Raw genomic sequence first — 1437 nt, forward strand, 5'->3', positions numbered from 1 at the left:
CGTGCCAGTCACCGGCGAAACATCGTCCGTCACTGAGCTGATCGTCGCCGCAGACGACGCCGTCGTGTCCAGCACATACGACTGGCTGGCAGTCGGACCGCTCTGGCCGTCAGTATTGGCAACCTTGAACTCGATGGAACTGCTGCCGGAGAGCGTCGCACTCCAGGTGATCGAAGTGCCGGAGACTGTACCGACCGTAACCCAGCTTGCGCCGCCATCTACCGAGCCAAGCACGGATTCGCCCGCCGCCAAAGGCGCGCTCAGCGTTGCGGTGATGCTCTGCGCAGCAACATTGGTGATGAAATCCGTGCTGCTAGTGCCGGAATCCGCCGAGATGTGGATATTGCTGACCGTGGTGGTCGGCGTTTCGATGACATTCGTCACGGTAATCGCCACCGCCTTGGTGGTATCGGCGATGCCATCGGTGGCATGGACAATAATGTCGTAAACGTTGTTGCCGCCATTATCCGCTGGTGCCTCGAAATTCGGAGACGTGTTGAATTTCACGGCACCCGTCGAACTGTTGATATTGAACAGGGCGGCATCAATGCCTGTCAGCGAATAAGTCAACGTAGTAGGAATATCCACGTCGGTAGCCGTGACCGTGTACACCGCCGTTGAGGTCGATACATTCTCCGGCGTACTCGCTGAGGCTCCAGAGGTAATCACCGGCGCATCATTGCTGCCGTTGATGGTGACCGTCACCACCTGGGTGGTGCCGTCTGCCGTCTTCACGGTGATATGGTCGGTGAGCGTGCCGCCGCTGTTGAGCGCCTGCACCGTACCATTGCTGTTGTCGAGGGTGTAGGTCCAGGTGCCGCCTGCGGTCATCGCGTAGGTGCCGTAGCCGTCGGTGCTGGCCGTACCCGCTGATACCGCTTGGAAGGTATTCGACGTGTTATCGACATCGGTGTCGGTCAGCGTGCCGGTCGCCGTCGGCGTACCCGGCGTGCCGTTGGCCACGCCACCAGCTTCGACCACCGAACCGCTGCTCGTGCCGCTGATCACGGCCGCATCGTTGGCGCCGTTGATGGTGACCGTCACCACCTGGGTGGTGCCGTCCGCCGTCTTCACCGTGATATGGTCGGTGAGCGTGCCGCCGCTGTTGAGCGCCTGCACCGAACTGTTGTTGTTATTGAGCGTGTAGGTCCACACCCCACCGCTGGTAACAGCGTAGGTGCCGTAGCCGTCGGTGCTGGCCGTACCCGCTGATCCCGCCTGGAAGGTATTCGGCGTGTTATCGACATCGGTGTCGGTCAGCGTGCCGGTCGCCGTCGGCATACCCGGCGTGCCGTTGGCCACGCCACCGGCTTCGACCACCGAACCGCTGCTCGTGCCGCTGATCACGGCCGCATCGTTGGTGCCGGTGATGTCAATCGTCACGCTCTGCGTGACCAGGCCGCCATGGCCGTCGGAGACCTGCACCGTGAAGCTGTC

The 1437-nt window shown here is 61.9% G+C and carries 1 protein-coding gene; it reads right to left on the reverse strand.

Annotated elements, in window-relative coordinates:
• On the reverse strand, nt 1-1437 hold a 1437-nt coding region (locus ACFOFO_RS10365; RefSeq protein ID WP_390331498.1), incomplete at both ends, for a VCBS domain-containing protein.

This window comes from Pseudundibacterium arcticum (assembly GCF_042646465.1).
Lineage (GTDB): Bacteria > Pseudomonadota > Gammaproteobacteria > Burkholderiales > Burkholderiaceae_D > Undibacterium_A > Undibacterium_A arcticum.